24 protein-coding genes are annotated in these 25619 nt (G+C 53.3%); 18 read left to right on the top strand and 6 right to left on the bottom strand.

What is annotated here, in order from left to right:
- The first annotated feature begins 107 nt into the window (after nucleotides 1-107).
- The 4 genes from CBW65_RS22385 to CBW65_RS22370 all read left to right on the top strand — a co-directional run bounded on the left by CBW65_RS22385 (nucleotide 108) and on the right by CBW65_RS22370 (nucleotide 8201).
- A complete protein-coding gene (locus CBW65_RS22385) occupies nucleotides 108-488 on the top strand; it encodes a hypothetical protein (protein WP_087458775.1) in 381 nt (126 codons plus the stop codon).
- A 33-nt stretch (nucleotides 489-521) separates the two neighbouring features.
- Nucleotides 522-752: a hypothetical protein gene (locus CBW65_RS24445; RefSeq protein WP_157722130.1), complete on the top strand. Its 231-nt coding sequence runs from the start codon at nucleotides 522-524 to the stop codon at nucleotides 750-752.
- Between the two features lie 395 nt (nucleotides 753-1147).
- Nucleotides 1148-7798: a DNRLRE domain-containing protein gene (locus tag CBW65_RS22375; RefSeq protein WP_087458773.1), complete on the top strand. Its 6651-nt coding sequence runs from the start codon at nucleotides 1148-1150 to the stop codon at nucleotides 7796-7798.
- Nucleotides 7799-7814: 16 nt separating this feature from the next.
- The gene (locus tag CBW65_RS22370) at nucleotides 7815-8201 is read left to right on the top strand and encodes a hypothetical protein (RefSeq protein ID WP_087458772.1); all 387 of its coding nucleotides are present in this window, start codon (nucleotides 7815-7817) and stop codon (nucleotides 8199-8201) included.
- Between the two features lie 260 nt (nucleotides 8202-8461).
- Here the strand turns inward: CBW65_RS22370 and CBW65_RS22365 are convergent, their stop codons facing one another.
- Nucleotides 8462-8776 carry a YolD-like family protein gene (locus CBW65_RS22365; RefSeq protein ID WP_087458771.1) on the bottom strand — a complete coding sequence of 105 codons (315 nt, stop codon included), beginning with the start codon at nucleotides 8774-8776 and terminating at the stop codon, nucleotides 8462-8464.
- Nucleotides 8777-8984: 208 nt separating this feature from the next.
- Between CBW65_RS22365 and CBW65_RS22360 the strand changes: the two genes are divergently transcribed.
- The 8 genes from CBW65_RS22360 to CBW65_RS22325 all read left to right on the top strand — a co-directional run bounded on the left by CBW65_RS22360 (nucleotide 8985) and on the right by CBW65_RS22325 (nucleotide 14624).
- Nucleotides 8985-9656, top strand: coding sequence for a DUF2225 domain-containing protein (locus CBW65_RS22360; RefSeq protein ID WP_157722129.1), 672 nt, complete (start codon nucleotides 8985-8987; stop codon nucleotides 9654-9656).
- Between the two features lie 46 nt (nucleotides 9657-9702).
- A complete protein-coding gene (locus CBW65_RS22355) occupies nucleotides 9703-10563 on the top strand; it encodes a DUF72 domain-containing protein (RefSeq protein ID WP_157722128.1) in 861 nt (286 codons plus the stop codon).
- Nucleotides 10564-10585: 22 nt separating this feature from the next.
- Nucleotides 10586-10843, top strand: a complete 258-nt coding sequence (locus tag CBW65_RS22350; RefSeq protein ID WP_087458768.1) for a hypothetical protein — start codon at nucleotides 10586-10588, stop codon at nucleotides 10841-10843.
- 218 nt (nucleotides 10844-11061) lie between these two features.
- Complete coding sequence (locus tag CBW65_RS22345; RefSeq protein ID WP_087458767.1) at nucleotides 11062-11514, top strand: RrF2 family transcriptional regulator; 453 nt, start codon at nucleotides 11062-11064, stop codon at nucleotides 11512-11514.
- A 48-nt stretch (nucleotides 11515-11562) separates the two neighbouring features.
- Nucleotides 11563-12747, top strand: coding sequence for a cysteine desulfurase NifS (nifS, locus tag CBW65_RS22340; protein ID WP_087458766.1), 1185 nt, complete (start codon nucleotides 11563-11565; stop codon nucleotides 12745-12747).
- Between the two features lie 30 nt (nucleotides 12748-12777).
- On the top strand, nucleotides 12778-13200 hold the full coding sequence (gene nifU, locus CBW65_RS22335; RefSeq protein ID WP_332457825.1) for a Fe-S cluster assembly scaffold protein NifU: 423 nt from the start codon (nucleotides 12778-12780) through the stop codon (nucleotides 13198-13200).
- A 55-nt stretch (nucleotides 13201-13255) separates the two neighbouring features.
- Nucleotides 13256-13621, top strand: coding sequence for a hypothetical protein (locus CBW65_RS22330; RefSeq protein WP_087458764.1), 366 nt, complete (start codon nucleotides 13256-13258; stop codon nucleotides 13619-13621).
- A 64-nt stretch (nucleotides 13622-13685) separates the two neighbouring features.
- The gene (locus tag CBW65_RS22325) at nucleotides 13686-14624 is read left to right on the top strand and encodes a magnesium transporter CorA family protein (RefSeq protein ID WP_087458763.1); all 939 of its coding nucleotides are present in this window, start codon (nucleotides 13686-13688) and stop codon (nucleotides 14622-14624) included.
- A 1-nt stretch (nucleotide 14625) separates the two neighbouring features.
- Here CBW65_RS22325 and corA read toward each other — a convergent pair whose 3' ends face one another.
- Both corA and CBW65_RS22315 read right to left on the bottom strand, forming a co-directional pair.
- Nucleotides 14626-15576 carry a magnesium/cobalt transporter CorA gene (corA, locus tag CBW65_RS22320; RefSeq protein ID WP_087458762.1) on the bottom strand — a complete coding sequence of 317 codons (951 nt, stop codon included), beginning with the start codon at nucleotides 15574-15576 and terminating at the stop codon, nucleotides 14626-14628.
- 65 nt (nucleotides 15577-15641) lie between these two features.
- Nucleotides 15642-17213: a nitrite/sulfite reductase gene (locus CBW65_RS22315; RefSeq protein WP_087458761.1), complete on the bottom strand. Its 1572-nt coding sequence runs from the start codon at nucleotides 17211-17213 to the stop codon at nucleotides 15642-15644.
- Nucleotides 17214-17407: 194 nt separating this feature from the next.
- Here CBW65_RS22315 and CBW65_RS22310 point away from each other — a divergent pair, with 194 nt between their 5' ends.
- The 3 genes from CBW65_RS22310 to CBW65_RS22300 all read left to right on the top strand — a co-directional run bounded on the left by CBW65_RS22310 (nucleotide 17408) and on the right by CBW65_RS22300 (nucleotide 20113).
- Nucleotides 17408-17602: a hypothetical protein gene (locus CBW65_RS22310; RefSeq protein WP_087458760.1), complete on the top strand. Its 195-nt coding sequence runs from the start codon at nucleotides 17408-17410 to the stop codon at nucleotides 17600-17602.
- Nucleotides 17603-17708: 106 nt separating this feature from the next.
- Complete coding sequence (locus CBW65_RS22305; RefSeq protein ID WP_087458759.1) at nucleotides 17709-18491, top strand: enoyl-CoA hydratase-related protein; 783 nt, start codon at nucleotides 17709-17711, stop codon at nucleotides 18489-18491.
- A gap of 95 nt (nucleotides 18492-18586) precedes the next feature.
- Nucleotides 18587-20113: a long-chain-fatty-acid--CoA ligase gene (locus tag CBW65_RS22300; protein ID WP_087458758.1), complete on the top strand. Its 1527-nt coding sequence runs from the start codon at nucleotides 18587-18589 to the stop codon at nucleotides 20111-20113.
- 136 nt (nucleotides 20114-20249) lie between these two features.
- Here the strand turns inward: CBW65_RS22300 and CBW65_RS22295 are convergent, their stop codons facing one another.
- Both CBW65_RS22295 and CBW65_RS22290 read right to left on the bottom strand, forming a co-directional pair.
- Nucleotides 20250-20732 carry an NUDIX domain-containing protein gene (locus CBW65_RS22295; RefSeq protein WP_087458757.1) on the bottom strand — a complete coding sequence of 161 codons (483 nt, stop codon included), beginning with the start codon at nucleotides 20730-20732 and terminating at the stop codon, nucleotides 20250-20252.
- Nucleotides 20733-20750: 18 nt separating this feature from the next.
- Complete coding sequence (locus CBW65_RS22290) at nucleotides 20751-21539, bottom strand: ABC transporter substrate-binding protein (RefSeq protein WP_087458756.1); 789 nt, start codon at nucleotides 21537-21539, stop codon at nucleotides 20751-20753.
- 71 nt (nucleotides 21540-21610) lie between these two features.
- Between CBW65_RS22290 and CBW65_RS22285 the strand changes: the two genes are divergently transcribed.
- Nucleotides 21611-21874 carry a hypothetical protein gene (locus tag CBW65_RS22285; RefSeq protein ID WP_087458755.1) on the top strand — a complete coding sequence of 88 codons (264 nt, stop codon included), beginning with the start codon at nucleotides 21611-21613 and terminating at the stop codon, nucleotides 21872-21874.
- Nucleotides 21875-21928: 54 nt separating this feature from the next.
- Here the strand turns inward: CBW65_RS22285 and CBW65_RS22280 are convergent, their stop codons facing one another.
- A complete protein-coding gene (locus CBW65_RS22280; protein WP_087458754.1) occupies nucleotides 21929-22411 on the bottom strand; it encodes an inorganic diphosphatase in 483 nt (160 codons plus the stop codon).
- 257 nt (nucleotides 22412-22668) lie between these two features.
- Between CBW65_RS22280 and CBW65_RS22275 the strand changes: the two genes are divergently transcribed.
- Both CBW65_RS22275 and CBW65_RS22270 read left to right on the top strand, forming a co-directional pair.
- Nucleotides 22669-24006, top strand: coding sequence for a hemolysin family protein (locus CBW65_RS22275; RefSeq protein WP_198299696.1), 1338 nt, complete (start codon nucleotides 22669-22671; stop codon nucleotides 24004-24006).
- 84 nt (nucleotides 24007-24090) lie between these two features.
- Nucleotides 24091-25617, top strand: a complete 1527-nt coding sequence (locus tag CBW65_RS22270; protein ID WP_087458753.1) for a spore germination protein — start codon at nucleotides 24091-24093, stop codon at nucleotides 25615-25617.
- The last annotated feature ends 2 nt before the right edge of the window (nucleotides 25618-25619 follow it).

The raw sequence follows: 25619 nt of genomic DNA, 5'->3' as shown, positions 1-25619 counted from the left end.
GGAGGCTAGGGGGATTTTGGATATGATCGTGGGGAGTAGTTCTGTTAGATCGGAGGGTTCTGTGAAATGAGAAGAGAGTTGCAGATTTCACAGCGGGTAGCAGAAGCATGATCGCTGCGGTTTTCATGATCGGGTCTTGTGTCCTGTGCGGGATCTATATGTTGTACAAAATGTTTACGGTAGATTCGCATCACTTTGTGAGCATGTTGGCAGCGGTGATCGTATTTTTCGGACTGGCGGCTACGTTTTGGATGATGTATCTTGAGTTTCCGATGGAGTCAATTCGTACTGTGGGTTTTGGCTCGTTAGGTGTATTTGGAGTTCTTGCCCCTATTGGATATGTGATTGGCTATGTAAAATCCTCGCGTTATCAAAAGGCGGAGCTCCGCGCTAAACTCCGAAAGGGACTTGTGGGTCTGCTTGTGCATATAGGCATAATCCTCATTTTGATTTTAGTGGACTGGTTGTACAAGCTGATTTTTAGTTAGGTTGCGGTGTACAGAAAAGGGAGGAAGAAATAAATGGATCCTAGCAGATTTCCAAATAATTCTGCGACTAAAGCTCTGCGCGTGATGTGTTACTCCATTATCGTTCTATGTGTGGTCATCATGTTCATTGTCTTCCCGGCAGTTTTTATTGTTCAAGGATGGCCAACTCCCAGTGAATTTGTTGGAAGCCTCGGTGGCCTCTATCTGTTTTGCACGATGGCGATCATGATGGCAAGAGTATATTTGAAAGGAAGCAAAAGCTAAAAAACCGCCTGTCCCACATCGGGGCAGGCGGGTTGCTTTTATCACACTGCCATTACAGCAGGCTGAAGGTGATCGAATTGAGGAGCGAGACAACCACCGCGACGGCGAGGACGATCGTCAAGTTTGTGATGGGAGACGCGATTGAGGGGAAATTATTCGATCTTCTCGTTAGTCTATCAGTCTTCTCCTGTTGATCACGAGTGGGCAGAACTTGCTGAGGACAGCCAATTCTCCTATCAAAGAGATATAGAGTCTTCTGTCGTTTATTGGGGCGGTTTCAATTAGAGTTTTGAATTTATCTCCTGTCTTCCCAAAATGCGTTCGTTTAATCTTCACAATTTTTTCGCTATGATTGTGAAGGTTTTTCAAACAATCGTTTTGGGAAGGAGATTTTTGTGAATCTAATTTATAAGTTGCGTATGATTCGTTTTGTCCTCATTCCACTTCTTTCACTTGCACTTCTCCTGGCACCGATCGCGCCTTACTCAGTCTTGAGCCTTTTTACAGGCCTGCATTCTGCAGAAGCAGCGATGCCGAAAGAAACGCCGAAGAAAAAATTTCCCGACCGTCCGGCAAAAGGGCAGAAGGTGGAAATCCCCGAATGGCGTTCTGCAAATTCTAAACATTTCCTCAAAGATGACGGCTACTTCGAAGTCGAAGTTAGCAAGAACAGCATGTTTTATCAAGACAAAGGCACGAGAAAATGGATGGACATTGACAATTCACTTGTCGCTTCCAATAAAAAAGGCTTTGGGTACAAAAATAAAGCCAATCGTTTTGACGCACAGTTCGCAGGCGGCGCCAACACGGGCTCGATCATGCAGTTGAACTTGGAAAACGCGTCGATGGACCTGCTTCCGCTCGGAATCGGCAATGGAGCGGGCGCGGTGAAAAACAACAAGATCACCTACGCCAACGCGTTTAAGAACACCGACCTTGAATATACGGTTGAATCGGACTCGGTCAAAGAAGAAATTGTCCTGAAAAAAGCGGATGCGTCTGCAGTTTATCTGTTTGAGCTGAAGCTAAACAACTTGAAATATATCGCAAAAGAAGACGGTTCGATCGAATTCCAATATGCAGACACTTCGAAGTTTGCTTTTGATTTCCCGAAGCCGTTTATGTTTGAAGGCGGTGATCTGCCGCAAAGTGATGATGTCAAAGAACATTCCGACAAAGTCACGCAGACGATTCGCGAGGAAGGCGGCAAACTGCTGCTCGAACTCAAAGCGGATCAGGCATGGCTGCAAGCGCCGGAGCGCGAGTTCCCGGTCGTAATCGACCCGACCGCCGACATGACGATGGTGGATGAGACACGCATCTCCGACACGTTTGCATCCCGCACCAACCCGACGACCGCCTACAACACCGCGTCGCACATGTATGTCGGCAACTCGACCTCCTACGGCGAGTCGCAGTCCTACATTCTCTTCCCGCTGCCGGGCTTGCCGGACGGGTCGCGCGTGACCGACGCGAAGATGAAACTGTATAACTACCTGACCAAGACCACGACGACCAACGTCGATGTCTACGAAGTGACCTCCGGCTGGTGGCCGGCTTCCGCGATCACCTGGAATACCCGCCCGACCGTCGGGCAAAAAGTGACCACAAAAGGTGTGGCCGCTGCCGGGTGGACGGAGTTTAACATCACGACCGCTGCGAAAAAATGGTACGAAGGCAAATTGGACAACTGGGGTCTGCAACTGACGGCAGGGACTGCGGAAGACATAGGCTTTACGGCAAATGACAATACAAGTGCTGCGTACCGTCCAGTGTTGACGCTGGAGTATTGGGTGGACCCGGAAGGTACCAACCATTTCTGGGAGTATACATCGGACGGCGTTATGCCGTTTAAGGGCAATTTGACGCTGAGTGCGACCGATCTTACCACGCCGGGCCGCGGGGTGGATGTTTCAGTCAATCGCAATTATAACAGCCGTCAAACCACTAAAAGCGGAGTGTTTGGACCGAATTGGCTCTCGATTCTTGACATGCGTGTATGGGAATTATTTGGTTCAGTAGCTTATCTTGACGGAACAGGTACTCGTCATGTGTTTAATCGCAGTCATTATCCGCAAGATGCGTACACTCCTCCTCCCGGCGTTACGCTGTCGTTAAAACGCGGGACAGAATTTTGGGAGATTACGGAGCCGGACAATACAGTGTATTATTTCGACCGAACGCACTCGCTGTTGCGGAAGGTTACCGATTCTAACAATCAAACTACTTCTTACACCTATGATACAAACGATCGCAACTGGAAAACCATTACCATCAAAGACCCCTCGGGAAGAGTTACAACTGTTACTCGCCAGAACGGCAAGATCGTATCTGCTGTTGACGCGAAAGGACGTGCTGTAACTTATACGTATGATGTTGAGCAAGGAACGTTAAAGAGCGTTACCTTGACCGAAGGGGCGGAGTCGATTTCGACCCAGTACACGTACAAAGCCTCTCAAGCGGCTCCAGGTAATTATCTGCTCACGTCAGTTATCGATGCAAAAGGTCATAAAGTTTCCTATGAGCATGACATTTACGACCGTGTGGAGCGAGTGATTCGAACGTTTAACGGTGTTGATGTTGTGAAGACATACACGTACAACACCGAAAATGCTCAGCGGGAAGTAACGGTGCAAAGTGAACTTTGCGGCGCGGAGAAAGCTCCCTACGAGTGTGAACGAGTCGTTTATAAGACAAATGACAATGGCAATATTGTGATGAAAGATGTGTTGTTGAACGTTGTAAACGGGGTGGAAGAAACGGCCACTACCGTTTATACCTGGGCTCCAAATAACTGGATTGTCGATGTGCGAGTCCCGAATCATAAGAAGTCCGGGGAGACGTACAAGCATACTACGCAGATTGAGTACGCTGAAAACGGTGAGCCGCAAAAGGTCACAACACCTGATGGCAAAAGCATGCTGCTCAACTATGACACCAGCAATAACTTGATCGCAGTCAAAGATGCGATGAGCAATGTAAAAGGAACAAGTTATGACAGCCGTAACAATCCTGTTGACATAACAGATGGTGTCGGGAATACGATCATGCTCGATTATGACAGTTATGGCAATTTGATCGGCCAAACCGACCCGATGAACTTAGCAGAGAATTACGTGTACAACAGCGGGTTTGAAGAGGCTGTTAACGGAAGCCCAACAGGTTGGTCCGCTGTTACGGGAACAGGCAGCCTTTTTGTGACCGACTCGAGCACCCGAGTTGGCGGTTACAATTCTTTGCACATCAAATCGGCAACTACGAGTGGACTCGCAGGCAAGATGAAGTACACGGTACCCGTTACACAGAAGCTATCTTACAATCTGAGCGCGGGAATCAAAGCAGGTGCAAACTCGTCGGCTGAAATGCGTGTGACGTTCCGTTCGGCATCAGGTACTGAACTCTCTACCGTTACTGGACTAATAAACACGAAGGCAGGTGCTGTATCCGGGGATTGGATGAATAAATCGACGCTCATCGAGGCTCCGATCGGCGCTGCAAAAGCAGAACTGGAAGTTGCGGTAAACGGTGTTGGCGAGGCGTGGTTTGACAATCTCATTTTTGAAGGCGGTACAGGCAGAACCGGAAACATGGTCAATGTCAACTATGGGTTCGAACACGACCTTGATCAAACTAAATTGGCGGATGGCTGGGTTCCCTATGTGGAGAAGCCAACCGATGTCATGATTTATTACAATGATAAAAATTCAGGGGTGGCGTCTGAGCGTATCAATGGTGATCCTGCTGTTGATAAACATGTCGAGCAGACGATCGAATATACCGGTACACAAGGCATGAAGTTCTCCTTGTCCGGATTCGGCAAACAAGTGGGCGCTTCTTCGACTGGAGTTTGGGATATGCGTCTCGTCTTCTATAAGCAAGATGGGACAACCCAGGAGGTGCCAATTTCTTTTAACAAAACGACAGCAGGCTGGCAACAAGCGTCGAAGGTGATCGAGGCGCCGGTAGATTTTAAATATATCGGGATCAAACTGAGCTATAACAAGATGCCAAGCGGATCTTACGCACTGTTCGATGATGTGAAATTAAACATGCTCAATACCACATCATCTACGATTTCGAAATATAACTACATCGGAAACACGTCATTCGAGTTTGACTATGACACGGCTGGCGCGGAGGAGAAATGGCCGGATGGTTGGAACATTGTCAGCGGTACAAAAGGGGACTCGGTGAAGTGGGTCGGACTTGCGGACGGTCAGGTATACACGGGGGAGAAAGCGCTGCAGATTAACGCGCAGTCAACCACCGATGTCGAGATTAACCGCAAAGGCGAAACTTATCCTTTCAACGGCAAACCTTATACGATCGTTGGATATGTGAAAACATCCAATCTCACAGCGAATGCTACAATTTATGTTGATGGTTTTGAAAAGACAGGAACGGTTCTGGGGAGCGAGGAAATCACGATTCCGAAAGGAAGCAAAGACTGGACCCGCGTCTCGCTGGTTGTAGATCCAGTCGGCTACTTCTCCATGTTTGAACCGGCTGTGAAGTTCCGACTTGGAATCAAGGTTGCAAAAGGTGGCGCAGGCACAGTTTATTTGGATAACATTCGAGTGCAGGAGGGCAACTTCAAGACCGTCTTCCGTTATGCAACCGGAGGCAATCATGCCTATAATCTTGACGATCCGCTGGGGAACACAACATGGTTTGACGCGGACCCGTTGACCGGTTATGTAAAATCGATAAAGAATCCAATTGAACAAGAATTTTTCTACGATTATAATTTGGCAGGCCGCCTTACCTCGTACACGTATCCATTTCAAGGGGCGGTCGGCGCAACCGCCACCAATAAAACGGTTGAGTACAAGTATGATCTCGGCGGAAAAATGACTTCGGTTGTTGATCCGAACGGAAAGTCGACGATTGGCTTTCGCTACAATGACTTTAACCAGATTGAAGAATTGACTGAGACTTCGACATTATCTGGACAGCCTGCGGAAAAAAGCTGGTCCTACTTGTATGACGGACTTGGCCGTATCAGCACTTCCCGCAGTCCATCAGGCAGATTCACAGGCTACGTCTATGACAACGCCGGAAGGGTGACAAGACTTACGTTTGGCAATTTTTCGCAGAGTGCGATGCCTTTCCACATTGATTTCGCCTATGATTACAATGGTAACTTGATCCAATACGATGACACCACGATATCGTACGATAATATGAACAGACCGCTCAAGGTAACGGAAGCTGACAAAACACGCACGGTGTCTTATGCCTACAATGACGCAGGACTAACGACAAAAAGCACTGTGCAGATCATGAAGGACCCTAGTTACCCGATACAGTGGGAGTCTGAATATATCTATGACAGTGTTGGACAACCAAAAGGCTTTAAAGACAGCGGCCGTGAATCATGGTATCTGTACAATGAATCGGGGCAACAAGTAAAGGTATATAACAGCAATGGAACGAGCTCGTACTATGCTCGCGATGAAGCAGATAATATGAAGTCTGTTCTCATCGAACGTGACGGTCTGCCAATCTATGAAGCGCGTTACGAGTATGATGACAACAGCAGTATCATCAAAATGAATACCGTGTCAGACGGTTCTGCGAGATCCGTGCAATACGAATACGACACATCGGGGCAATTGTTAAAAGAAACGTACTCCGATTCCGGGTCGCTGGAGTACCGTTATGATGCATTGGGGAACCGTGTGCAAGTAGTTCAAAAGAATGGCGATGTCGTCGACTACACGTATAACACGGAAAGCAACCGACTGCTTTCTGTCGGAAGTAACCAGTATCAGTATGACCTCGATGGAAATGTGACCAGTGACGGCGTCCGCTCCTACGAGTGGGGTACACTGAACAAAATGAGCTCAGCAACTACAAAAGACGGGAAAAAGCTGTCCATTGGCTACGATGTACTGGGCAAGCGTTCCTTTGTGACTACCCTGGATGGAGGAAGCAAAGAATTCCATTATGATGGAGGACTCGTCTCGTACGTGGAATACAGAAACAGTGCAGACGCTCTAACTTCTACCGTCCGTTTTGCTTACGATCACAGTGGTAAACCTGTTTTCATGACATTTAACGGGAAGCAGTATTGGTATCACTTTGATAAGATTGGCAGCGTTATCTTTTTGACCGATGAGGCAGGACAAAAAGTGGCTGCCTATGAATACGATGCATTTGGCAACACGAAAACGGTCCTCGACACTGCCCAGATTGCCGCCTTAAATCCGTATCGGTTTAATGGCTATTGGTATGACGAAGATTTTGAAAAGTATTATCTGGAAGCGCGCTATTATGATCCTGCGATTGGACGCTTTCTTTCAAAAGATCCTGTTGCTGTTCATGTGTCTGAACCGGTTGGCTTAAATTCTTACGCTTATGCAGGGAATGACCCTGTGCAATTTAGTGACCCGACCGGTACAACAATTTTCCATCAAGATATGCAACAGTTTAGCAACGACTACGATCCTTTTAATGGGACTGTAAAAAATACCCGTAATCCGGATGGCCCTACTTCTGGTCCTTATCATGGAACAGATAGCGGGGGTGGGAAGAAAAGCAGCGGTACAGGTTCAGGCAGCAGCAGTAACAAAAGTTCCGGAGGCGGCACTTCCGAAGGGTCTTCCATTGCCAAGTATGTGAATTCGATCGAAACAGGTCTTGTAGGCGGTCAAGCTGATGATGCAGCGAAGGCGATCAAGCATAAGGCCCGGTGGTACGGCGATTTCACCCTCTCTGGTTGGAAAACAAGCTATACCAAGCTTGCTGTTAAAACTCTTGGCAGAATCGGGGGAATCGGTTTTGGGATAGGGGTTCTGGGAGACCTTGGCCTGTACAGTGCGGGATTAGACCCAGGATATAATTTTATTGACAGTCTTGTCGATAATGGAGTACAAACAGCATTAGGTATAGGTGTCGGCTTTTTCCTTGGGTCGATTGGCGCACCGCTGCTCCTAGTGGGCGGTGTGGTTCTGGGGATTGGGGTCGGGTACACAGCGTTATCGGAGTATAAGGACGGGAAATATACTGCGTCTAAACTACTCCGCAGAACTGGACTTTACTAACAGGGGGTCAGTGTCTGTGACAGTGTTTAAAGTAATACCTCATATTTGGCAAGCGCTGTTGATGTTTGCGTCTGGGAGCATCTGTCTCTACGTATTGTTAATTCGTACTGAAAAGTACAACCGATTGACTATTTTTTCGGTGACGTTTGGCTGCTATGTGCTTTCTTTTTTGATGTTTTGCAAGCATTTTGATGTTCTGGTTGCGTATTATGGGATGCTGTTAATCATGGCGCTGATCATCTCTCCGGCGTTGTTTGTGGCCGGTATCGCAGTTGCTTATTTGCGGGGGCCGCGTCTGCAAAAAGAACGGATGCGAGTTGCATTCGTGATGGTTTTATACTTGGCAGGAGGCACCATCTTGTTTCTAGGGTTAGTCGTGTTGGCAGCCCGCCTCATGAAGTAAAAAACCGCCTGTCCCACATCGGGACAGGCGGTTTTATTTTTATCACACTGCCATTACAGCAGGCTGAAGGTGATCGAATAGAGGAGCGAGACAACCATCGCGACGGCGAGAACGATGGAGACGGTGCGGACGAGCTTTTGGTTCATCGGAAATCTACTCCTTTCACAATCTATCATTGCTAGTATACTACTATAACATGTGAGCGGACAACGAAAAAGCGGCCTGCCGGGCGTTCGGCAGGCCGCTTGGTATGTGTACGGTTATAAAACGCGCACGATGTTCTGAATCGGGAGCAGAAACTTGCCCCATTCGTTGCTGATCTGCAAGCTTTGCGTATCCGGCTTGTAAGCGACGACGCGGCCTTCTACGGTGTGCTCGCCGTCCGATTCGCCGACGACAAATCGCAGCGCTTTGCGGTGCACCATCGCTTCCTGAACCCGATATTCGATCTCTTCCTGCATGTCTTCGGCCAGGGCCGGCGCGGAGTACGGCACGGTCTCCCGTTCCAACAGACGGGTGCGGTGTTCAGGCAAAATCATGCGGTGACCTTCCCAAAGCTTGTTTCCACGGTTCATACGATTCGATCGCTCCCTATACGTAAAGTGTGACTGCGTACGATTGTAGTATTACTGTAACGAACATTTGTTCTCATTATACGCGATCCCTGAGCAGAAAACAATTCCCCGTCGCACGTCAACGTGAAGAGTATATTGTCGAAACCTGCCATTCATGAGACTATAGGGACATAAGTCCTAATTTTTTATGAGTGGGGATGATATCGTCATGTATTTGACAGATGCGTTCTATGACCGGAAGATTACGTGCCCGCTGTGTTCACACGTTTATACTACGAAAAAAGTCCTATCTAAATACATTAAAACCCATAAAGTGGAAGGCGACTTCTACGCGATCTATAAAGACGTGAATCCAAATTACTATGCCGTCAATGTCTGCGGCGAGTGCGGATATGCGTTTCTGGACAAGACCCAGCCGAAAATTACGGCGTATAAGCGCGAACGCTACCGCCAGCATGTCGGTTCGCGCTGGGCGCCGCGCGAGTACGGCAGCCTGCGCTCGATCATGGAAGCCCTGGTGTCGTTCAAGCTCGCCGTGTTCTGCGCGCAGTTCATGGAAGAGCCGGAGCGCACCGTCGGCGGCCTTTGCCTGCAGGTGGCGTGGCTGTATCGGGAGCTGGGGGATTTCGAGCAGGAAGAGCGCTTTTTGCGCGACTCGCTCGATTTCTACACCTACGCCTATGAAAACGACCGCTCGATCGACACGGACGGGCGGATGACTTATCTGCTCGGCGAACTGCACCGCCGCATGGGCGAGCAGAAGGAAGCGATCCAGTATTTCAATCTGGTGATCAGCGACAAGCAGGCCCTGCCCAAATATGTGCGGATGGCCCGCGATCAGTGGTCGCTGATGCGCGAGCTGCAGCAGATGTCGGGTTGAGCGGCCGCGCCCTTTCCACTATAATGCAGGCAGGGAGGTGAACGCTGTGGCCACCGTGCTGTGCGGGACATGTGCGTGGGGCGACCATGAGGATTTTTATCCGAAGCGGGTCAAACCGAATGAACGGCTGGAATACTATGCGCGGTATTTCCCGCTGGTCGAAGTGGATTCCAGCTTTTACGCCATTCCCAACCCCAAATATGTGGAGCGCTGGGCTGCGACGACCGGGCCCGGCTTTACCTTTAATATGAAGGCCTTCAAAGGCATGACCGGACATGAGCGCTCTTTAGACCCCAGGCAGCGGGCCGAGCTGTTTCCGCATTTTCGCCACGCGATCCAGCCGATGGTCGAATCCGGGAAGCTCGGCGCGCTGTTGTTTCAACTGCCGCCGTGGTTTGTGCTGAATCGGGAAAATGTGGATTATCTGCGCGTCTGCCGTGAATTTTTCCACGACGTGACCCTGGCGGTGGAGTTTCGCCATCGCTCGTGGTTTCAAGGGGAGATGCGGGCGAAGACGCTGCAGTTTCTGCGCGGGGAAGAGATCGTCAACACGATCGTCGATGAGCCGCAGGTAGGAGATGCTTCGATCCCGGCGGTGGCGGAAGTGACGGAAAAGTCGCTCGCCCTGCTCCGCTTTCACGGGCGCAATGAGGATACGTGGTACATCAAAGACGCCAAGCATGCCGGCGAGCGGTTTCGCTACCATTATCAAAAGGATGAGCTGTCCGCATGGGTGCCGAAGATTCAGGAGCTGTCCGGGCAGGTGCAGCGCGTGCATGTGCTGATGAACAACAACTTTTCCAACTATGCGGTGCAAAACGCGTTTGATATGATGGAACTGCTCGGGCAGCCGGTGGAGCGGGCGCCGCTCGTGACCGACCAGCTCGATCTGTTTTCGTTTGAATAAAGCTCAAAGGTGGGATTGCAGGATGAGACCGATCAGCGTGCAAGTGCGCGGGCTCTTGGGGCGCGAGGAGATCGAGCGCTACAACGACCTGTGGGAAATCGGCAAGTTTCTGGAAGGGGAAGGGCGTTTTGATCTGGCGCGCAAGATTCAGCGCGAGATCGACCTGCTCGCCGAACCGGCGGTGGAGAAGCTGATGCGCTATGAAAACCGCACCGGGCAAACGCCCGTCGTGGCTGCTCCTGTCATCATTGACAACCGCAAGAAAGATCAGTCAAAATAGTCGAAATTCTTCCGGTGAACATCTTGACAAACTGGAAAATGGGCTTGGGAAGCCTTGACATCGAGCTGGAATGAAGCCTATAATAAAGTTGATCAAATCAATCAGGATTCGCATGTCGAAGTCCTGATTTGTTTTTGCACATATTCCTGACTTAAACAGTCAAGATTAGAGATGGAATGCGTTAGCGGAATATCTGCTTGTCTAAGGAGGTGCGTACATTGAAGCTTTCTTCGCGCGGTCACTACGGCTTGATGGCCATGACCTACCTCGCGCAAAAAGCGGACGGAGGTCCTACGCCGATTAAGCAGATCGCTTCTGCGGAAGAGATTCCGGAACAGTATCTGGAACAGATCTTCGTAGAACTTCGCAAGGCGGGGCTTGTCACCAGTGTACGCGGTGCCCGCGGAGGTTACCGGCTTGGCCGGGCCCCCGAGGAGATCAACGTCGGCCAGGTTGTGAAGGTGCTGGAAGGCGAAATAGCGCCGGTTGAGTGCCTGCACTCCTCCGAAGAGGACGCGGAGCTTTGCTGCTCCAAGACCGATTACTGCACGACCAAGGTCGTCTGGGAGAAATTACGAGATACGATGGTTGCCGTGCTGGATGACATCACGCTTCATGATATCGTCACAGGCAGCGCCAAACTCTATACGCAGAAGCAATCTGCAGAGTAAGAGAAACAGCAACCACAGTAACACATAGTCGTGAAGGAGATGACAGTTTTGCGTAAAGTCTATCTGGACCATGCGGCGACCACCCCGGTCCGCCAAGAAGTTCTCGATGCGATGATGCATGTTTTCAAAGAGGTGTACGGCAACCCGTCGTCCATCCACCAATTTGGCCGCCCGGCGCGCAAGCTGATGGAAGAAGCGCGTGAAAAGGTAGCGAAAGCGATCAACGCAGACCCGAAAGAGATCGTCTTCACCGGTTCCGGCACAGAAGCTGACAACCTGGCGATCGTAGGCGGCGCCCGCGCGAACAAGAAAAAGGGTAACCACCTGATCACCTCCGTCGTTGAGCATCACGCGGTGCTGGATGCTTTCAAAGCGCTGGAGAAGGAAGGCTTCGAAGTTACGTATCTGCCGGTTGACGCGGATGGCCGCGTGTCGGTAGAAGATTTCAAAAACGCGCTGCGTGACGACACTGTGCTGGTCTCGATCATGCACGGCAACAACGAAGTCGGCACGATCATGCCGGTCGAAGAAATCGGCGCGATCTGCCGCGAGCGCAAGATCCTGTTCCACACCGATGCCGTGCAGACGGTCGGCAAGATCCCGGTTGACGTGAAAGCTCTCAACTGCGACTTCCTGGCGCTGTCCGGTCATAAGATCTACGGTCCGAAAGGCATCGGCGTGCTGTACATGCGCCGCGGCGTTCGCACCCAGCCGCTGTACTACGGCGGCGGCCAAGAGCGCAAACTGCGCCCGGGCACGGAAAACGTGGCAAACATCGTTGGCCTGTCCGTTGCAATCGAGCTGGCAGTTGCTGAGATGGCAGAAGAGTCCGCTCGTCTGACCGTTCTGCGCGACAAGCTGATCGACGGCATCTTGAACAACATCGAAGAGACCCGCCTGAACGGTCCGCGTGAAGGTCGTCTGCCGCATAACGTCAACGTTTCGATCGAGTACATCGAAGGGGAAGCGCTCCTGCTCTCCTGCGACATGAAGGGCTTTGCAGCATCTTCTGGTTCTGCTTGCACCTCCGGCTCGCTCGATCCGTCTCACGTGCTGATGGCGATGGGGCTGACCCACACCACCGCACACGGTTCGCTGCGCCTGTCCCTGGGCAAGTCGACCAGCGAAGAAGATGTTGATTATGTAATCGAGCAGCTCAAGCCGATTGCTGATCGACTGCGCGCGATGTCGCCTGTTTGGGAGAAATTCCAAAAAGGTCTGCCGATCGCGTAACAAAAACACAACCTGAGGAGGAATTTCATTATGTACAGCGATAAAGTAATCGAGCATTTTACCAACCCGCGTAACGTAGGTGAAATCGAAGATGCATCTGGCGTAGGTGAAGTTGGCAACATGAAGTGCGGGGACATCATGAAGATGTACCTGAAGATCGACGATGCAACCAACATGATCGAAGATGTAACCTTCAAGACTTTCGGCTGCGGCGCGGCGATCGCAACTTCGTCGATGTCCACCGAAATGATCAAAGGCAAGACCATCTCCGAAGCGCTGGAACTGACCAACCGTGCGATCGCAGACGCACTCGACGGCCTGCCGCCGGTGAAAATGCACTGCTCGGTACTGGCTGAGGAAGCTCTGAAAGCTGCTCTGCTCGACTACCAAAAGAAATCCGGCAAGAACCTCGGCCTGAACGAAGAAGACTTCGAAGACTGGGACGAAGAGTAAGATCACAGGACTCCCTCCAACTTGGAGGGAGTTTTTTAAAAGAGAGGTGTCTGTCATGTCTGATGACCTGAAGAATGAGGAGAAATGGGTCAATCCTTTGCTGCCCGACGGCAAGAAGGAGTATGTGGTTGACCTGCAAATCACGCAGCTCGACGAGGATAACTGGACGCTGAAGCTGTCGACCGACCAGATTCAGCAGATCCACACGGCGCTCCAGCACTCGATCATCGAGAACCAGCGCGAGATGTCCAAACTCAAGCGCCAAGCCCAGCGCTGGTCCGAAACCGGCACCGAGCTGGAGAAGCTCGGCGTCGGCAAGAACAAGCATTTGTATAAGGCCACCAAGAAAGAAAACGAGAAGCTGGAAATGCTGAAAAATCAGCTGACCGACTTCCTGTTCGCGCAAAAGCGGATGCTGTAGAATAGTTCAAATCCCCCTGACAAACGCTACCTATACTAGGAGCGTGCGTGAGGGGGATTTTTTTGTGCTTTTATATGACAAGCAGAGTGGGAAGCTGAGTCGGGTGGAGAAGTTGGCGAAACCGGAGGATGGACAGAGCGGCTGGGTACATATGGAGACGGATGACAGCGAGGAGAAGGTCAAGGCGGTATTGAAGGAGTTTGGGGCGCACGAGATGGCGATTCGGGCTGTGGGCGAGGGGAGTGACCGGCCGCGCTATTCGATGTTTGCGGATCACGCGTATCTCTCGTTTTATGCGCTCGATCACAAAGGGGAGCCCAACACGGAGATCGGCATTTTGATCGGCTCGAATTTCCTGCTCACGCTGGCCGAACGGAAGCTGCCGTTTCTGGAAGAGGTGCGGGCGCGCATCGAGGCGGTGCCGGAGAAGATGAGCGACCCGGCACGGGTGCTGTACGCGTTCTTGGATCTGCTGGCCGAACAGCATCTCACCTACATCGACCGCATCGTGCTCGACGTGCAGAGCATCGAGAAAAAAGTGTTCGACAACCCGTTTGAAAACGAGATCGGCCATCGCCTGCACCGCTGGAAACGCCGCCTGCACAAGCTGCGCCGCATCGTCGAGGAGGAACACAGCATCGTCCGTACGCTCGGCGACCCGGCTTTCCCTTATGCGGAGGAGGAGACTTCTTTTTACTTTCAAGACCTCGACCACTCTTACTCGCGGATCGTCGATGCTTTCGACCGGCTGAAAGACGAGATGAGCAGCATCTTCGACCTGCAGATGTCGCTCAAGTCGGACCACATGAACGTGATCATGAAAACGCTGACCCTCGTCGCAGCCATCTTCCTGCCGCTCACGTTTATGACCGGGATCTACGGCACCAATTTTGAATATCTCCCCGAGCTGAAATGGCGCTACAGCTACTTCGCCCTGTGGGCCGTGATGCTGACCGTCGCCGGCTCGCTGATTTTCTATTTCAGAAAGCGCCGCTGGTGGTAGATCAGTCAAACCAGCCTTTGCTGCGGAAATACATGAACAAGCCCACACCAATCCCCATCATCGAAGCGATCATGATGAAAAATGCCCGCGGCTCATGCAGGCCCGGCATATAGTCGAAATTCATCCCGTAGATGCCGGTCAAAAGCGTCAGCGGCATGAAGATCGTCGTGATCGCCGTGAGGATCATCATGATTGAATTCATCCGGTTCGATGATAACGACATATAGGAATCGCGGATATCGGCCGTCAACTCGCGGTTGGCGTCGATCATCTCGGACAGCTTCAGCAGGTGATCGTAAATGTCGGAAAAAAACACCCGCTGCGGGCGCAGGGACTCCAACTGCTCGGCATTTAACACCCGGTACAGCAGATCGCGCGTCGGCACGATCGTCCGGCGCAGCGCCAGCAGGTCGGTACGGATCTCAAACACCTGATCCATCAGCGTGCGGGTCGACTGTTGGCGCGTCTTGTCCTCCAGCACGTCCAACTGGTCCTCCAGCTGCTGCACGGCCGGGAAGTAGTTATCCACAATGGTATCGATGATCAAATAAGAGATAAAGGTCGGCCCGCGCTGATGTGTCTTGTCATCGGTCAGCACCCGGGCCCAGACCGTTTCCACCTCGCGCAGGTTGGTCAGATGAAACGACACGAGAAAATTCGGCCCGACAAACAGGTCGATCTCCTCCGAGTCGAGCGTCATTTGATTCAGCGCATGCAGCACAAAGAAATGATAATCATCATAATGGTCAATCTTCGGACGCTGCAGAAAATGAAAGCAGTCTTCCACCGCTAAGGGGTGGAACTTGAAATGGTCGCGCAGCAAAAGCGCTTCGCTTTGATTGGGCGCGGAAAAATCGACCCAGTACCAGGCGATGTCCTCGCGGTGCAGGTCATGCAGGGCCAGGTCTTGCAGCAGTTCGTGCTGCTTGGTTACAGCTAAGATCCGGATCATGTGCTCACCTCTGTGCTATTGTAACAAAAAAACAGCACCTCCGCAGTGGAGGTGCTGTGTTTGCGTTAGACAGCTGCTGCCTCTTCCAAGAAAGCTTTCAATTCTTCATCCGCCACGCGGCCTGCAAACTCGCGGAACGATTCGCCTTCCGTACGCTGCTCCGTGTAGTAGCGCACGATGCTCTCGATCGTGTACTGGACTTGGTCGCCCGGGACTTTCAACACGACTTTGCGGTTGAACTGCGCGTCTTTGCCCAAGCCGCCGCCGATGGAGACGTCAAACGCGTCGATCATCTTGCCGTCGCGGCGCACCAAAGCGCCTGCGAGGCCGATGTCGGCGATCGCCTGCTGGCCGCATTGGTTCGGGCAGCCGTTGACATGCAGGCGGATCGGAGCGCCAAAGTCCGGGAAGGTCGCGTCGAGGAACTCGGCGATGCCTTTCATGCGTTCTTTGGTCTCGACGAGCGCCAGGTTGCAGAACTCGTTGCCGGTGCAGGAAACCGCATGGCCGACAAACGCCTTCGGGGAAGCGGTGAACTGGGCGATGATCGGCTCTTGGAGCAGAGCGTCGATATTCGCATCCGGCACGTTCGGGATGATGATGTTCTGCGTGTTGGTGGTGCGCAGGTCGCCGTTGCCATATTTCTTCGCCACGCGGGCGAATTCGAGCAAAATGTCGGCGGTGATGCGGCCGACCGGCAGCGACAGGCCGACGAAGTTCAAGCCTTCCTGCTTCTGCTTGTGCACGCCGTAGAGGTACGCGCCGTTCCAGTCTTCCTGAACGCGCTCGCCGCCGCGGGTGTACGTTTTGCCGATCGTTTCCTCCAGCACCTCACGGAATTTCTCCGCGCCCCAATCGGCGACGAGGTATTTGACGCGGGCATGGTTGCGCTTCTCACGGTAGCCGTGGTCGCGGTAGACTTTCACCACGCCTTCGATCACTTGAAGCGCTTCTTCCTGACGAATGAAGATGTTCAGGTTCTGCGCCATGTGCGGCTTGGCAGACAGACCGCCGCCGACGAGGATGTGGTAGCCAACTTCATCGCCCAGACGCGCCGGAACGAGCGCCAGGTCGTTGATCTCCGGGTGGCCGAGGTCACGCGGGTCCGCTGCGATCGAGATTTTGAACTTGCGCGGCAGGTTGGAGTATTCCTTGTTGCTCAGGAACTTTTGCTCCACAGCCTGCACGAGGTCGCGCACGTCAAACAGCTCTTTCGCATCGAGACCTGCCACCGGGGAGGAGATGACGTTGCGGACGACGTCGCCGCAGGCCTGGATCGGCGACATGCCGACTTGGGCCAGACGGTCGAAGATCTCCGGCATGTCTTGGATTTGCAGCCAGTGGTACTGAATCGCCTGACGCGTGGTCACGTCGACGAGGCCGCGGCCAAACTTATTGCCAAGTTCCGCAACGACAACCGCCTGCTCATTGGTGAGCATGCCGCCCGGAATTTTCACGCGCATCATAAAGTACGGATCGGTCTTCGGCTTTTGCTGATAGATGCCGTACCATTTAAAACGGATAAAGTCGCCCGGATCGATCGCTTCGAATCCTTCCTGGGCATAACGGTGAATATCATGAAGGACATCAAGGCCGTCTTTTTCAAGTTTCAGTTGCTCTTCTTTGTTCAGTGCCAACTGGACTCACTCCTTCTTCGGTCAACTCGAATCAATTCCTAGTATACATATAAGGATTATAAGTCTTATCATATACCCTGTAAAGACAATTCCACGGAACTTTCATTATAAAATGGCTTGTCAACCATCGTGATTTGTCAGAAAATAATAAGCAGAAACACACATACTTTTTCTGCAAAGGATGACAGGGTGTCATGAATGAAAAGGCGGTGCCGACCTGGCTGCTCGCAGTTCCGGTCGTAGGGTTGGGAGAACTGACGTACTGGTTGTACGGTCGGTTCGGGGTAAATCTGGGTGTTCAGGTATCTTTTGGGGCCGCTGTGCTCGCAGCTTTTGTCTTTCTTATCATTTATTGCATGCGCTGGAAGAATAATCGAAAGAAAAGTTAGAAAATATGACTGTCTAGTATAAAAACCAGAAGGAACTCATATCGGTAGTGTAGAAGACATTATAGCGCCGTTCGAAGCGGACGGCGTGTAGGAGGCACTGCACGAGATGAGTGTTCGTGAATTCACCCGCTTGACAAAAGAAAACGGGATTGCCATTTTGACGATCGACAACCCGCCCTTGAACGTGCTCAGTGAAAAAGTTGGCCTGGAGATCCGCGACTGCGTGACTGAGGTCGAGCATGACGATGAAGTGGTGGTGTTGATCCTCATAGGCGCCGGACGCGCGTTTATGGCCGGCGCGGACATCAAGGAGTTCCCCTCCAAGATGGCGCGCGGTGAAGCGAAGAAGATGGCGCTTGAGCATTTCCACACCTATAACCGGCTGGACTTCTTGCCCAAACCGACGATAGCTGCCTTAAATGGCGTAACGCTCGGCGGCGGACTGGAGCTGGCGATGGCGTGCGACATTCGCATCGCGGGCGAAAGCGTGAAGCTGGGCTTGCCGGAGATTAAGCTCGGATTGTTTCCGGGCGCGGGCGGAACACAGCGGTTGCCGCGTCTGGTCGGGGAAGGGAGAGCCAAGGAACTGATGTTCATGGGCGATCCGATCACCGCACAGGAAGCATGGCAGATCGGTTTGGTCAATAAGGTCGTCCCGGACGGGACAGTGCTGAACAGCGCACTGGACATGGCAAAAGTGCTGGCGACGCGGACCTTGACAGCGCTTTCACGGATTAAGAAAGCGGTCGACAAGGGACTGGAGATGGACCTGACGGGCGGAGTGCTGTACGAAGCGGAACTGCTGGATGAGGTATTCCAGACGGAAGATATTGTGGAAGGCTGCAATGCGTTTTTTGAAAAGCGTGAACCGAAATTTAAACATCGCTGATCGTGTCTCGTGCCTGCCGCACTCGTTTTGCGGCAGGTTGTACCCAGAATCGACCGACTGTTTGGTTGGAAAATTGAGGCAAAGAGGTGATCCCTGTGAATTTGAGTACGAATTTGCGTCAAACTGCACAGAAAACGCCGGATGTGACCGCACTGCTGTATTTGGATCAGAAGATCTCGTACAGTGAACTGAATGCGGACGTCGACCGTTTTGCAGCGGGCCTGGCGAAGCTGGGCATTGAGAAGGGTTCGAATGTAGCGCTGCTGTTGGGCAACTCGCCTGAATTTGTGATTGCGTATTATGCAATCGTCCGTCTGGGCGCGGTGGCGGTGCCGATCAACCCGCTGTATACGCCGGGTGAGATTCAGTTCATCCTCGCCGACTGCGGTGTCCAAGCTGTCATCGCGGTCGGACAGATGGCGCCGCTGGCTCCGCTGGTGCTGAAGATGCTGCCGACCTGCAAGAGCGTGATTCTGGTCGGTGCGGAACTGGAAATGGAAGGCGTGTCGACATTTGAGAACGTGCTGAACAGCGGCGGCGATGTGCCGGCTGTGGACGCGACGCCAGACGATATCGCGGTGATTCTCTACACGTCGGGCACGACCGGGCAGCCGAAGGGCGCTTTGCTCTCCCATAAGAACTTGTGCTCGAACGCAAACAACATCGGCGACTTCCTGAATATGAGTGCAGACGACACTGTAGTGGCGGTGCTGCCGATGTTCCACGTGTTCTGCATGACCGTTTGCCTCAACGCGCCGCTGTATCGCGGGGCGACGATTCTGGTGATGCCGCGCTTCTCGCCGACCGAGACGGCGAAAGCGATTCAGGTGCATCAGGCGACGATGTTTGCCGGTGTGCCGACGATGTTCAACTTCCTCGTGCAGCATCCGGAAGTGCCGGCTGAAGTGCTGAAGTCGCTGACTCTGGCGATCTCCGGCGGCGCTGCGATGCCGGTCGCAGTCTTGGAAGCGTTTGAGCAGAAGTTTGGCGTGATCGTGTCGGAAGGCTACGGCCTGTCGGAAGCGTCTCCGGTCGTCACATTCAACCCGCTCGACCGTCCGCGCAAGCCGGGCACGATCGGCGTGGTGATCCCGGGCGTGGAAGCGCGCGTGGTCGATGAGATCGGCAATGATGTGGAGCCGGGCGTGGTTGGCGAGCTGATCTGCCGCGGCGACAACGTGATGGTCGGCTACCTGAAGCGTCCGGAAGAGACAGCGCTGGCACTTCGTGACGGCTGGCTGCATACGGGCGATATGGCGACGGTGGATGGAGAAGGCTATTTCTCGATCGTCGACCGCAAGAAGGATATGATCATCGTCGGCGGTTTCAACGTCTATCCGCGCGAGGTGGAAGAGATCCTCTTCCGTCACCCGAACGTCCGTGAAGCGGCAGTTGTTGGCGTGCCGGATGCGAACTACGGCGAGAAAGTCCGCGCCTATGTCGCGCTGAAGCAGGAAGACGGCTCGACCGAAGCCGACCTGATCGCGCACTGCGAAGCGGGCCTCACCGCCTACAAAGTGCCGAAGGAAGTGTTTATTCTGGAAGAACTCCCGAAGAACACGACTGGAAAGATTCTGCGCCGCGAACTGAAGAAGCACGAGAGCAACTCTGTTTCGAAATAAAGAGCAACAGAAAAACCCCGGCGAAACCCGGGGTTTTTGCATGCGCAGATGAATGCGAAGATGCATGCGAAGACTGTTCGGCATCTACAGTCTTGAGCTTGAAGAGAGCCCTTGCCGTAAGCAAGGGCTCTTGTATCTAGAAGAAGATCTTGAACTCGGAATACCCGTAGTCGCGGGTGTGCTGAAAGGGGCGGGGCTTGAGGCCTTCGATGTGATGCACGTCGCGGATCAGGGTGGCGAGGAACTCGGTGGAGTCGGGGGAAGCGGCGATCTCTTCCGGGGTGAGCCAGTCGATGGTGAGCAGTTCGCGCTCGCAGCGGGTCTCGGTGCCGCCGAGGAGCCGGGCGCGGAAGACGAGCAGTGTATCATGCTTGCCTTTGCGCAGGACGCCTGAGCGCATCGCTACGACCGCCTCGGGCTCGACGAGCAGGCCCGTCTCCTCCCGCACTTCCCGCGCCACCGCCGCATCGATCGTTTCATCCGCCTGCACGAAACCGCTCGGCAGCGTCCACAGTCCTTTGGTGGCGCTGTATGATTTTTTGACGACGAGGCACTTGCCTTCGTCGTTGATGACCAGGCCCGACACGGCGAGCCAGATGTTGCCGCGTTTGTCTTCCACGCTTGTTCACTCCTCCTCTTAGGAAAGTTCGGGGTACAAGAGCTCGACCAGCTCCTCCAGACCTTGAAACAGGCGCTGGGACGGCCGGCAGTATAACCCTTCTTCCAGCACATACACACGACCGTTTTGCACCGCTGGAATCGCGGCATACCCAACGCGATCGGTGATCATCGACGTCTTCACTTTGTCGGCATGCACGCCGCACCACACGGCAAACATGTAGTCGGGCGCCCGCTCGATCACCTCTTCGTGCGTGGCGGTGTAGGAATCGCCCGGCTGGTCGGCAAACAGATTGACCCCGCCGACCAGCTCGGAGATCGGAGTCAGCCAATTGAGCGCCCCTGGCGTAAAGATTGGGCGCGGCCACCACTCCCAGTACAGCTTGGGCGAATGTTTGCGCGCGGCCGCCTTTTCCTGCACCCGCTGCACTTTCGCCTGCAGTTCGGTGACGACACGCTGCGCCCGCTCCGGTACGCCGCATGCTTCAGCCAGTGTCACGATGTCCCCGTAGATCTCTTCGATCGTCTTGGGGTTGAGCACGAGGTGCGGGATGTTCAGCTCCTGCAGGCGCTCCACATTTTTCTCCATGCCCGGCACGGAGAGCGAAGCGATCACGAGGTCCGGCTTCAGTTCCACCAGACGCTCCATGTTGATATTCAAGTCAGGCCCCAGCTTGGGCAGGTGTTGCACTTTTTCGGCCGGCCAGTCGGAGTAATCATCGACGCCGACCACAGCATCTATCAGACCGAGCGCGTCGAGCAGTTCGGTGTTGCTCGGACAGATGGAGATGATGCGTAGATTGGTCATGGCTTATTGCTCCTCTCTTGACCAAATGATACAATGAGACATGCAATCTGTGTAGATGAGGTGTATATTTTATGGCGATGTTCGTCGTATTGATGCTTTTGTTCCTGATCGCGTCGTTTGGGATTTCCTTTATCCTCGATATGTTTACGAAGAAATTCCCGTGGACGTCCACGGTGATTGCGGTCGCGCTGGTGGGCTACTACCTCGTGTCCCGCAGCTTCGATGTCGGCGGCGGCGAGATTCTCCTGTGCGTTGGCGTGATCGGCGGTGCGCTCGCGGCGTCCTTGACGATCCGCACGCTCGTCACCCGTGGCTTTAAAATGTTTGGCGCATAACGGAGTAGAAAAAATCCTGAGTGGTGATCCCACTCAGGATTTTTGTTTGCCAGCTTATTTGCTGTTGCGGGCAGTTGCTTCGTCGAGCAGACGCTGAGCGGTCTCAACGCCTTCCCAGCCGTCGATTTGAACTTGCTTGTTCTCGAGGTCTTTGTACACTTGGAAGAAGTGGGAGATCTCTTTCAGCACGTGCGGCGCCACATCGTCGAGGCTATGTACGTTTGCGAAGCGCGGGTCTTGGGTCGGAACGGCCAGCAGCTTCTCGTCTTTGCCTTTGTCGTCGGTCATGATCAGCACGCCGAGAACGCGGGACTCGATCACGCAGCCCGGGAAAGTCGGGAAGGTGGTCAGAACGAGGATATCGAGCGGGTCGCCGTCTTCTGCCAAGGTGTTTTCAATGTAGCCGTATTCGGTCGGGTAGTGCATCGGGGAAAACAGCACGCGGTCGAGCATAAAGCGGTTGTTTTCTTTGTCGTATTCGTACTTGTTCTGGGAACCGGTCGGAATTTCGATGAAAGCATTAACGATCATAGCCATGCTTGTGTACCTCCTGCTTTTCATATATCTGGTTTTCTAAGAACGAAACCATTCCAATTATAGCAAGTGCGGGCGAACCTGACAACGTGACAAGTCTCTGATCTTCATTTATCGGCATTTTTGCAGAAGGATGGCGCATAAGGTGGGAATATGGCAGGTGGAAGAAAAGGGTAGTCTGTGCTATACTGAGGCTTGACAAATTATAATCTGGGAGGTGGATTCCTGACGTACGTGTGCGTATTGTCAGGAGCCTAACTTTGGAAGACCCTTTTGGCGGCAGTACTACAGTGTTTGACTTTCTGTTGATCATCTTTCTGGTATTGTTGAACGGATTTTTTGTCGCGGCGGAGTTCGCGATGGTAAAGGTGCGCTCAACCCGGATCGAACAGCTGGTCTTGGAAGGCAACAAACGGGCTGGTTTTGCCCAACGCATCACCGATAAGCTGGACGCGTACCTGTCAGCAACCCAACTTGGGATCACGATCTCGTCGCTGGCCCTCGGCTGGGTGGGGGAAAGAACCTTGTCGAAAGTGTTCGTCCTCTGGTTTGACGGCTTTGGCCTGAGTGATGCGATGCTGCATACAGTATCGGCCATCATCTCGTTTTCGATCATCACCTTCATGCACATCGTCCTGGGCGAACTCGCGCCGAAGTCGCTGGCCATCCAGCGCACCGAAGGCACGGTGCTGTGGACGGCAGGCCCCCTGATCTTCTTCTACAAGCTGATGTTCCCGTTCATCTGGATGCTCAACGGAACGGCCAACGCGTTTCTGCGCGTGATCGGCATCCGTCCCGCTTCTGACGCGGAACTGGCGCACAATGAAGAAGAGCTGCGGATGATCGTGACGCAAAGTCACGAGAGCGGTGTGATCGACGAAACTGAACGCACTCTTTTTGATAATATATTTGATTTCTCCAACCGCGTCGCCCGCGAGATCATGGTGCCGCGCACAGACATGAGCTGTCTGTACATCAACCGTCCGTTCAAGGACAACTTGGCAAAAGCGGATTCGGAGAAGCACACCCGCTTCCCGCTCGTCCTGGAAGATAAAGACAACATCGTGGGCATCATCCACATCAAGGACCTCTATGCGGTGGCGCTGAGCGGCCGCGACGACATCTCGCTGGAGACGATCGCCAGAAAGCCGGTGACCGTTCCGGAGTCGATGCCGATCAAAGACGTCTTGAAGATCCTGCAGAAGAATCGCTCGGAGCTGGCGATCGTCATCGACGAATACGGCGGCACGGCGGGGGTCGTCACCACCGAGGACATCCTCGAAGAGCTGGTCGGCGAGATCCAGGACGAATTTGACGAAGAGCGTCCGTTCATCGAGGAGCAGAGCGATCACGTGTCGATCGACGCGCGCATGCTGATCGATGAGGTCAACGAGTATTTCCACCTCAACATCGAATCGGATGAGGTGGATACGATCGGCGGTTTCATCTACGCCCAGTTCCAGACTCCGATCGTCGGCGGGAAAGTCACGATCGACAACTATCAGTTTACGATCACGGAGATGGATTCGCTGCGCGTGACAAGGCTTGCCGTCCGCCGGTTAAAAACGGTGGAAGAAGAGGATTTACAGCTTGCTTAAACTTCATCTCAACGAACGAAAAGCCTGGGCGTATGCTCAGGCTTTTTCTGTTGAACACTAACGGGAAAGAAAAGGAGGGTCTGGATGAAAAAGGTTCTGGCGACGCTGCTTGGGAAATTGATTCAAGGTCAAGGCATGAACGCTCAGCGCGGCGAACAGGATGTGCCCGATGTTCCGTTTGGCAGCGACGGACAGGCAAACGTCCGCCGTGTGGGACAGGAGCTCGGGAATCCGCCCGATCTGATCCACGAATCGTTCCGGATCCAGAATCAGACCTACCGGATCCTCTATATCAAAACGATGACCAACTACGATTCCCTGCAGCGCGACCTGCTTGGGCAGATGCGGCAGATCGCCCAGTCCGGCCAGACGATTGCGATGGGCCAGAAAAAAAGCGCAGAGAAGCTCGCCGACGCCACTTCGCTGCTGCTGGAAGGCTGGACGCTGGTCTCCATCCCCGGCAAGGACGGATTTGTCTGCTTCAAGACGGATGAAGTGGTCGGCCGCAACGTGGAGCGGGCGGAAAACCAATCGATCGTCATCGGTCCGCAGGAAGCGTTTAACGAATCGCTGGAGAACAATCTCTCTTTGATCCGCAAGCGGCTGAAAAGCCCGCAACTGCGCATCGAATTTGTCAAAATCGGCACGCTGACCCAGACGACGGTGGCTGTCGTGTCGATGAACGAGATTGTGAACGAAAAAAATCTGGAGGAGATGCGCGAACGGATCAAGGTGCTGGACACCGACTCGCTGCTCGACTCGGGCACGCTGGCCCAGTTGATCAACGACCAGCCTTTGTCGCCTTTTCCGCAGTTTCATCTGGTCGAGCGCCCCGACACGGTGGTGTCCGGGCTGATCGACGGCAAAGTGATCGTGCTTGTCGACGGCACGCCTTACGTGTTGATGGGGCCAAGTGCCTTTATTGAATTTTTTCATTCCCCGGAAGACTATTTCAACCGCTGGGCTTCGTCGAGTCTGGTCCGGCTGCTCCGCGTGTTTGGCGTGTTTGTTTCGATCACGTTCTCGGCGATCTATGTGGCGGTGTTGACGTTTCATTATGAGATCATTCCGGCGAACATGCTGAAGACGATCGCGATGTCGCGGGCCCGGGTGCCGTTTCCGCCGCTGTACGAAGCGATATTTCTGGAATTGACCCTCGAAGTCTTGCGCGAGGCGGGGGCGCGGCTGCCAACCAAAGTCGGTCAGACGATGGGCATCGTCGGCGGTATCGTCATCGGGCAGGCCGCGGTGACGGCCGGTCTCACGTCGAACGTGATGATCATCATCGTCTCTTTGTCGGCGCTTGCCTCCTTCGTAACGCCGTCTTACATGATGAGCAATGCGATGCGCGTGATTCGCTTCCCGGTGATCCTGTTTGCCGGGTGGTGGGGGTTCGTCGGGATGATGGTGGCCTTGACGATACTGCTGATCCATCTGCTCAATCTGTCATCGCTTGGGGCGCCGTATATGACGCCGTTTGCGCCGCTGCGGCTGGCCGACCTGAAGGATACGCTGATCCGCCTGCCCACGCAGATGCTGTCCAACCGCCCGGCCTTGACGCGGGCGCAGCGGGACGCCAAGCGAGAGCAGGGATCGATGAAGCGAAAGTGAGG

Source organism: Tumebacillus avium (assembly GCF_002162355.1).
In the GTDB taxonomy this organism is placed as follows: Bacteria; Bacillota; Bacilli; order Tumebacillales; family Tumebacillaceae; genus Tumebacillus_A; species Tumebacillus_A avium.
Note: the sequence above shows the minus strand (reverse complement) of the source record. Positions and strands in the feature narration are given on the sequence as shown.